The following is a 6,574-nucleotide window of genomic DNA, read 5'->3' on the forward strand; positions in this document are numbered from 1 at the left end:
ACTAGGGCTGATGTTTAATTCAAAATTAAATGATTTTTTTGACCATTACAGCCAGAAACGACTACAGCCCATACTTCCTCACTACCTGGGTTTGGCATGCGCCAGCAGACACCTTTGATGTTCACATAACGAGTGCCGTCAGCTCCTTCTGTAATTGGGTACTCGACTTCTTTTATCTGTCCTTTTAAATATTCTTGCTGAGCAGTTTGCGACACTGCAATTTTGTCTCTAAGTTCCTTAGAGAAAACTCCTTCTAGTATTTCATTATTCTCATAAGGTTGGGTTGTGATGTTTGATAGGTCTAATAAGTTTGATTTCGTATTCTCTAGATAGGGTCCCGATGAGCCTAGCGAGTAGAGGTCTGACTCGATTATAAGTTGGCCTTCTTGTAAAAAGTCGTCTACAGACGGTAATTCGTTTGTAGGCCTGTTAAAAATAACATCTTGTTGGCTTACTGAATTACCAGATGTCTTCTGATTTTGATTGGTGCTTGTGTCTGGTAATAAAAACAAAGAAAAACTGGATGGAGGTGATGTTGTATCAAACCAATGTTGGTTTTCTGATATTTCAATAATCAAAATGTGTATTGATGTGGCAACTAAAAGAGCAGTAATCCATGGAGCAATCTTTTTTATCATTAATTTTTTTGAATCTCATCTGAAGAAGTAAAAGGTGTTCTTTCAATTCGTAGTACATATAGCAATAGCTTGTGATGAATATAGCAAATTCAAGCAATAAAGGGATTTCTATTTTTAACTAAGGAATATCCACGTTATTGTGGTGCTGGGGTTGGGAAACGAACTGGCTGCAAGGTATACTCTGGGAATCAAAAAATAGAGAGAAGACGATGTTTAAATTGCTTTCAGTATGTGTTTTAGCTGTGTTTTTAATAGCTTGTGGTAATAAAGGTGCTCTTTATTTGCCGAATGATGCTGGTATTGAGCAAGAAGAATCGTCTTTATAACTGAGGATCCCCTTTTGGACTTTTTTAATTATTCTAATCAGACTCTGCATGCAGAGGATGTTTCTTTAGCCGACGTTGCAAATCAGTATGGTACGCCTTGTTATGTTTATTCTCGTGCCACACTAGAGCGTCATTATAAAGCCTATGCAGATGCTTTTGCATCTCACCCTACATTAATTTGTTATGCGGTAAAGGCGTGCTCCAATATTGCGATTCTTAATGTATTGGCTCGTTTAGGTTCCGGTTTTGATATTGTGTCTCTTGGTGAATTGGAGCGTGTATTGAAGGCGGGCGGTGATCCTTCGAAAGTGATGTTTTCTGGTTTAGGAAAACAAGCAGTTGAGATGCGTCGTGCTTTAGAAGTTGGTATTCACTGCTTTAACGTGGAGTCCGAAGCAGAGCTGTATCGTCTAGATCAAGTTGCTGGTGAAATGGGTAAAGTTGCGCCTGTGTCTCTACGTGTTAATCCAGATGTTGATGCTAAAACTCATCCTTATATTTCTACGGGTTTGAAAGAAAATAAATTCGGTATCGATATTAAAGATGCCGTTCGTATTTATCAAATAGCTCATAACCTTCCTAATTTGAATGTGATGGGGGTGGATTGCCATATTGGCTCACAATTAACAGAGCTTAAGCCTTTTCTTGATACATTTGATCGGTTAATCGGTTTAGTTGATCAGTTGGCTGAGGTTGGTATTAAAATTAAGCACCTCGATCTGGGGGGGTTGGGGGTTCGTTACCGTGATGAAGTTCCGCCATCACCCGCAGATTATGCTGAGCTGTTATTAGATAAAGTTAAAGGCTTAGATGTTACGTTAGCATTTGAGCCAGGTCGTTCAATTGCTGCTAATGCAGGAATTTTATTAACGCAAGTTGAGTTTTTAAAATGTGCCCCACACAAGAACTTTGCCATTATTGACGGAGCGATGAATGATTTAATCCGCCCTTCTTTATACAGTGCTTGGATGAATATTGTTCCTGTTTCCTTATTGCCAACACCTGAAGGGAAACGCAGTTATGACCTAGTAGGGCCGATCTGTGAGACCGGTGATTTCTTAGGTAAAGACCGTGAACTTGATATTCAGGCGGGTGATTTATTAGCGGTTCGTTCTGCTGGGGCTTATGGTTTTACCATGTCATCCAACTACAATAGCCGTAATCGTGCAGCAGAGGTTATGGTGGATGGCGACCATACTTATTTAATTCGTGCTCGTGAGACGATTGAGCATCAATTAGCTGGTGAGCAAATTTTGCCAAGCTAAGGAGCGCATTGTGTTATTGAAATTTACTAAAATGCATGGGCTTGGGAACGACTTTGTTGTTGTCGATGCGGTTTCTCGAAAAGTGTTTTTTAACAAGCAGCAAATTGAGCGATTGAGTGATCGTAACTGGGGGATCGGTTTTGACCAGCTTCTTGTGGTTGAGACACCGTCAAATCCTGATATGGATTTTCGCTATCGTATCTATAATTCTGATGGCAGTGAAGTTGAGCATTGTGGAAATGGTGCTCGTTGTTTCGCCAAGTTTGTACTTGATAGAGGTTTAACAAACAAACATATCATTGATGTGGAAACAAAACGCGGTGCAATTCAGTTGCGTGTATTAGATAGCGGTTTGGTTACTGTAGATATGGGGATGCCAAGTTTCGAGCCTAAAGACTTGCCTTTTACGGCAGATGCTTCTGACTCTCTTTATAGTATCTCTGCCGGAACAGAAAACTATTTAATGACACCTGTGTCGGTTGGTAATCCTCATGCGGTTATCAAGGTTGATCAGCTTGTTGATGAACAAGTAACAAATGTTGGTGCTCTTATTGAGTGTCATGAACGTTTTCCCAGAAACGTTAATGTTGGTTTTATGCAAGTTGTTAATCCGACAGAAATTAATTTGCGTGTATTTGAACGTGGTGTTGGTGAGACTCAAGCTTGCGGGACGGGGGCTTGTGCTGCAGTTGTTGCAGGCATTAAAAACGGCTGGCTGTCTCCAAAAGTGACGGCGCATTTACGTGGTGGCGATTTGCATATTGAATGGCAAGGTGAAGGTTCACCTATTCTTATGACAGGTCCTGCGGAAAAAGTATTTGAAGGTCAAATTTACCTATAGAGGCATTATGAGCGAAGAGGAAGTGATTCAATATTTGTCAAAAACGCCGGACTTTTTTGTTCGTCATACTGATTTGTTAGAGAGTCTAACGCTTCCTCATCCTGTTAGTGGAAAAGTGGTTTCGTTGCTTGAGTATCAAGTAACCCTTTTGAGAAAAACGACAGCAGAATATCGTGGCCAATTTGAGCGTTTAGTTGATGTTGCTCGTGAAAATGAATCGACGCTGCAAAAAAGCCGAAGGTTAGTGATTGCTGGTTTGAATTGTGAATCCTTGGACGATTTCGCTGTGGTTGTGGGTGATATGGTGAGAGACGATTTTGATGTGTCTCACCATGCTTTAATCTTCTACGGAGAGTATTCGGCTAGTGCGGTTAGGTCCCATATTTTAACTGAAGACGATGTGTTTTTATCCCATGCTTCAGGTTTCTCTGAGTGTTTTTGTGGCATGCTACCAGCCAATGAAATGCAATATCTTTTTTCCACTGATGCAGATTCTATAGGTTCTGTTGCTGTTTTGCCGCTTTTGTCCCGAGCTGGTGGCGATGTCAAAAAATGTGGGGTGCTGGTGTTAGGTGCTGAAAGTAAATCAGCCTTTGATAAAGAAAAAGGCACTATGTTTCTTCAGCATATTGCTGATTTATTAAGCGCTATGTTATTGAGATTGCAGCCATGAGTGTTCTTGTTACTTTTGATTTGGATAATACCTTATGGGATGTTTCCCCCGTCATTGTTCGTGCAGAATATGCGATGGAATCATGGTTTGAAGAAAGGTTTCCGGGCTTTGTTCAGCAATACCCAATAGAGGTTCAGGAAGAGTTGAAAAGAGTTGTATTGAATCGATTGCCCGATATTGCTTTTAATCTTACCGCCTTACGTTTGGAAGTGTATAAACTTGCGTTGAAGAAATTTGGATTACCGTCAGAGGAAGGGGATTTGGTTGCTGAATCAGCGTTGGCTCATTTCTGTGAGTGGCGACAAAAAGTCGATCTTTTTCCTCATGTTGTTGATGTGCTAGAAGAGTTAAATCAGGACTATTCATTGGCGGTTATTACTAATGGTAACGCTGATGTATTTCATCCTTATGTCGGTTTGGGGCAATATTTTGATTTTGCTATTCGAGCTGATCAATTGGGTGTGGCAAAGCCTGATGTTAGTGTTTTTTCTGCAGCAGCAAAAACAGCGCAAATGGATATTTCCGAGATCATCCATATTGGAGATCATCCTGTTGATGATGTGTTTGGTGCTTCAAATGCAGGAGCTAAAAGTATTTGGTTTAACCGTCATGGTGCTAGACGTTGGGACTATGAGTGGGGTGCACGCTCAAATGCCGAGATACACTCTATATTAGAGCTGCCAACAGCGATTCGTTCCTTAATAATATAGTGCTTTCCTATCAGCCTAATTAATAATAACGCATTTTTACCCAAATCATTTAGTGGTACACTTAATCATATTAATTACCTAGAAACAGATTTTGAAGGAACTTGTTATGAGTGAGAATACAATCCAAATCACTGATGCTCAATTTGCAGAAGAAGTGCTAAATTCAGATATTCCAGTGATCGTTGATTTTTGGGCTCCTTGGTGTGGTCCATGTAAAATGATAGCTCCAGTATTGGAAGACGTTGCAGCAGAATACGCTGGGAAAGTGAAAGTGGTTAAGCTTAACGTTGATGAAAACCAGGAAACGGCACCTAAGTATAATGTTCGTGGTATTCCTACTTTGTTGGTTGTTAAAGGTGGTGAGGTTGTCGCAACTAAGGTTGGCGCGGTTTCTAAATCTCAACTAGTAGAGTTTGTTAACGGCGCTATCTAATTTAAAATTAGACGTCGTTGTTATAAAAAAAGCAGCCAAATGGCTGCTTTTTTTATGTTAATTCTTAAGTGATGCAAACTTTTGTGCAAAAGCTGGAGACTGTGAACTTGCTAATGTCGCGACAATTTCTTTCGCATAAGGGAGATATTTTTTAAGGTCTGCTTTAGGCATTGGGTCGTCATTTGGCAGTTTTACTGTAACTGGGTTTTTATGTGTGCCGTTTATTCTAAACTCATAGTGCAGGTGTGGCCCTGTGGCCCATCCTGTTTGCCCTACGTAAGCGATAATTTTACCTTGTTGTACTCTTGCGCCGCGTTTAGTGCTTCTTGCAAAGCCATTTAAGTGCGCATAAAGAGTCTGATAACCTCTTCCGTGGTCGATAATAACGACATTACCATAACCATTTTGTTTGCCTGCAAAAGATATTTTCCCGTCACCTGCTGCTTTTACTGGTGTGCCTGTGGCTGCTGCGTAATCTACGCCTCTATGAGGTTTGCTAGTTTTGAAAATTGGATGCAATCTATTTGGATTGAACTTAGATGAAATTCGGGTGAAGTCAACAGGGGTGCGTATAAATGCTTTGCGCATAGCTAAGCCGTCAGGTGTGTAGTAATTAGCCCCTTTCTTTGTTTGATATCGTATAGCTTGAAAAGTACGCCCGTTGTTGATGAATTGGGCGGCGATAATGTTACCGTGTCCAATTTTTTCACCATCAAGAAATTTTTCTTCATATAAGACGCTAAGACTGTCACCTTTACGTATATCTAGTGCGAAATCGATATCCCAGCCAAAAATATTTGCGAGTTCAATGAGGAGTGGTTGATCAATTCCTGACTTTAACCCATCAACAAAGAGGGAGCTGTTTATCTCTGCTTCTTTGTAGGTCTGAATTATTTCTGGTGTTCTGACAATGTCTTCTCGATCAAATGTCTGATCGTTTCTTTTAAAAGTAACGCTTTCCAATCGATTCAATACAAGAGTGAGCTGAGTGAGTTCGCCAGAAACTTCATTCACAGTGAAATTGAGTGTTTGCCCTGGTTTCATTTGTAAAAGTGTTTTTTGTTTTTTGTCTGCCAATGAGACTTTATAGATGTCTTGTGCTGAAATGCCTTTATTTGTTAGAACCTTGGATAATGAATCGCCTGGTGCAACAGTTGCCGTGAGGTCTTTATATGTTGGAGGGCTATTTTTTTTGACTAATGCGTCAGGCGTTGGTACGTCGTAAGTTGAAGTGATTATATTTGGAAAAAGAGTCGTTGATGCTATCGTATTGCTCTTAGGTGTTAACTTTTGTAGGTCTTGATACATTAATTCAGACGGCTCAATGACCTCAAAGCTTGCTTCAAGTGAAATAGTGTTTGTGTTATCGGTTTCTTCTTCCGGGAATGCAATAAGTACTATGGCGAGGAACGCACTCACAGCAGCTATTAGGAGTAAATGTTTTGTCGGTAGTAACTTTGTCAAAATGCGTATCCAAAAAAATCTTTAATAAAGCCGTATAATCCTACCAACATTACTTTTATAATTGAATGCTTAACTAAGATAAACTAATCAGGATTGGATCAAAATAATGACTGTAAGCAGTAAAGACCTTTTAAATGACTTGCAAGCTCGTGGACTTATTGCCCAAATGACGGCGGAAGATGAGCTAAAAAAACATCTAGAAGATGGAAGTCGTACACTTTATT

At 40.1% G+C, this 6,574-nt stretch carries 9 protein-coding genes (1 of these 9 cut by a window edge); 7 read left to right on the forward strand and 2 right to left on the reverse strand.

Features of this window, described 5'->3' with window-relative positions; all coding sequences use genetic code 11:
* Positions 1-14: 14 nt before the first annotated feature.
* Positions 15-638: a hypothetical protein gene (locus AC0L3Y_RS07685; protein ID WP_473470262.1), complete on the reverse strand. Its 624-nt coding sequence runs from the start codon at positions 636-638 to the stop codon at positions 15-17.
* Positions 639-847: 209 nt separating this feature from the next.
* Here AC0L3Y_RS07685 and lptM point away from each other — a divergent pair, with 209 nt between their 5' ends.
* The 6 genes from lptM to trxA all read left to right on the forward strand — a co-directional run bounded on the left by lptM (position 848) and on the right by trxA (position 4,886).
* Positions 848-964, forward strand: coding sequence for an LPS translocon maturation chaperone LptM (lptM, locus tag AC0L3Y_RS07690; protein ID WP_473470263.1), 117 nt, complete (start codon positions 848-850; stop codon positions 962-964).
* 14 nt (positions 965-978) lie between these two features.
* Positions 979-2,229, forward strand: a complete 1,251-nt coding sequence (gene lysA, locus AC0L3Y_RS07695; protein ID WP_473470264.1) for a diaminopimelate decarboxylase — start codon at positions 979-981, stop codon at positions 2,227-2,229.
* A gap of 10 nt (positions 2,230-2,239) precedes the next feature.
* Positions 2,240-3,070, forward strand: coding sequence for a diaminopimelate epimerase (dapF, locus tag AC0L3Y_RS07700; RefSeq protein WP_473470265.1), 831 nt, complete (start codon positions 2,240-2,242; stop codon positions 3,068-3,070).
* Between the two features lie 7 nt (positions 3,071-3,077).
* Positions 3,078-3,743, forward strand: a complete 666-nt coding sequence (locus AC0L3Y_RS07705) for a DUF484 family protein (protein WP_473470266.1) — start codon at positions 3,078-3,080, stop codon at positions 3,741-3,743.
* Positions 3,740-4,453 (forward strand): HAD family hydrolase, encoded by a 714-nt coding sequence (locus AC0L3Y_RS07710; protein ID WP_473470267.1) that lies wholly within the window; start codon positions 3,740-3,742, stop codon positions 4,451-4,453. Before AC0L3Y_RS07705 ends, AC0L3Y_RS07710 begins: the two co-directional genes overlap by 4 nt.
* Before the next feature lie 106 nt (positions 4,454-4,559).
* The gene (gene trxA / locus AC0L3Y_RS07715; RefSeq protein ID WP_473470268.1) at positions 4,560-4,886 is read left to right on the forward strand and encodes a thioredoxin TrxA; all 327 of its coding nucleotides are present in this window, start codon (positions 4,560-4,562) and stop codon (positions 4,884-4,886) included.
* 57 nt (positions 4,887-4,943) lie between these two features.
* Here the strand turns inward: trxA and AC0L3Y_RS07720 are convergent, their stop codons facing one another.
* Positions 4,944-6,350 carry a peptidoglycan DD-metalloendopeptidase family protein gene (locus AC0L3Y_RS07720; RefSeq protein WP_473470270.1) on the reverse strand — a complete coding sequence of 469 codons (1,407 nt, stop codon included), beginning with the start codon at positions 6,348-6,350 and terminating at the stop codon, positions 4,944-4,946.
* A gap of 106 nt (positions 6,351-6,456) precedes the next feature.
* Between AC0L3Y_RS07720 and tyrS the strand changes: the two genes are divergently transcribed.
* Positions 6,457-6,574, forward strand: the 5' end (the start) of a protein-coding gene (gene tyrS / locus AC0L3Y_RS07725; RefSeq protein ID WP_473470272.1) for a tyrosine--tRNA ligase. 1,187 nt of this gene lie beyond the right edge of the window; the window shows 118 of its 1,305 coding nt (coding positions 1-118); its start codon is at positions 6,457-6,459; the stop codon falls past the right edge of the window.

The sequence above is a fragment of the Marinomonas sp. GJ51-14 genome, from assembly GCF_055808695.1.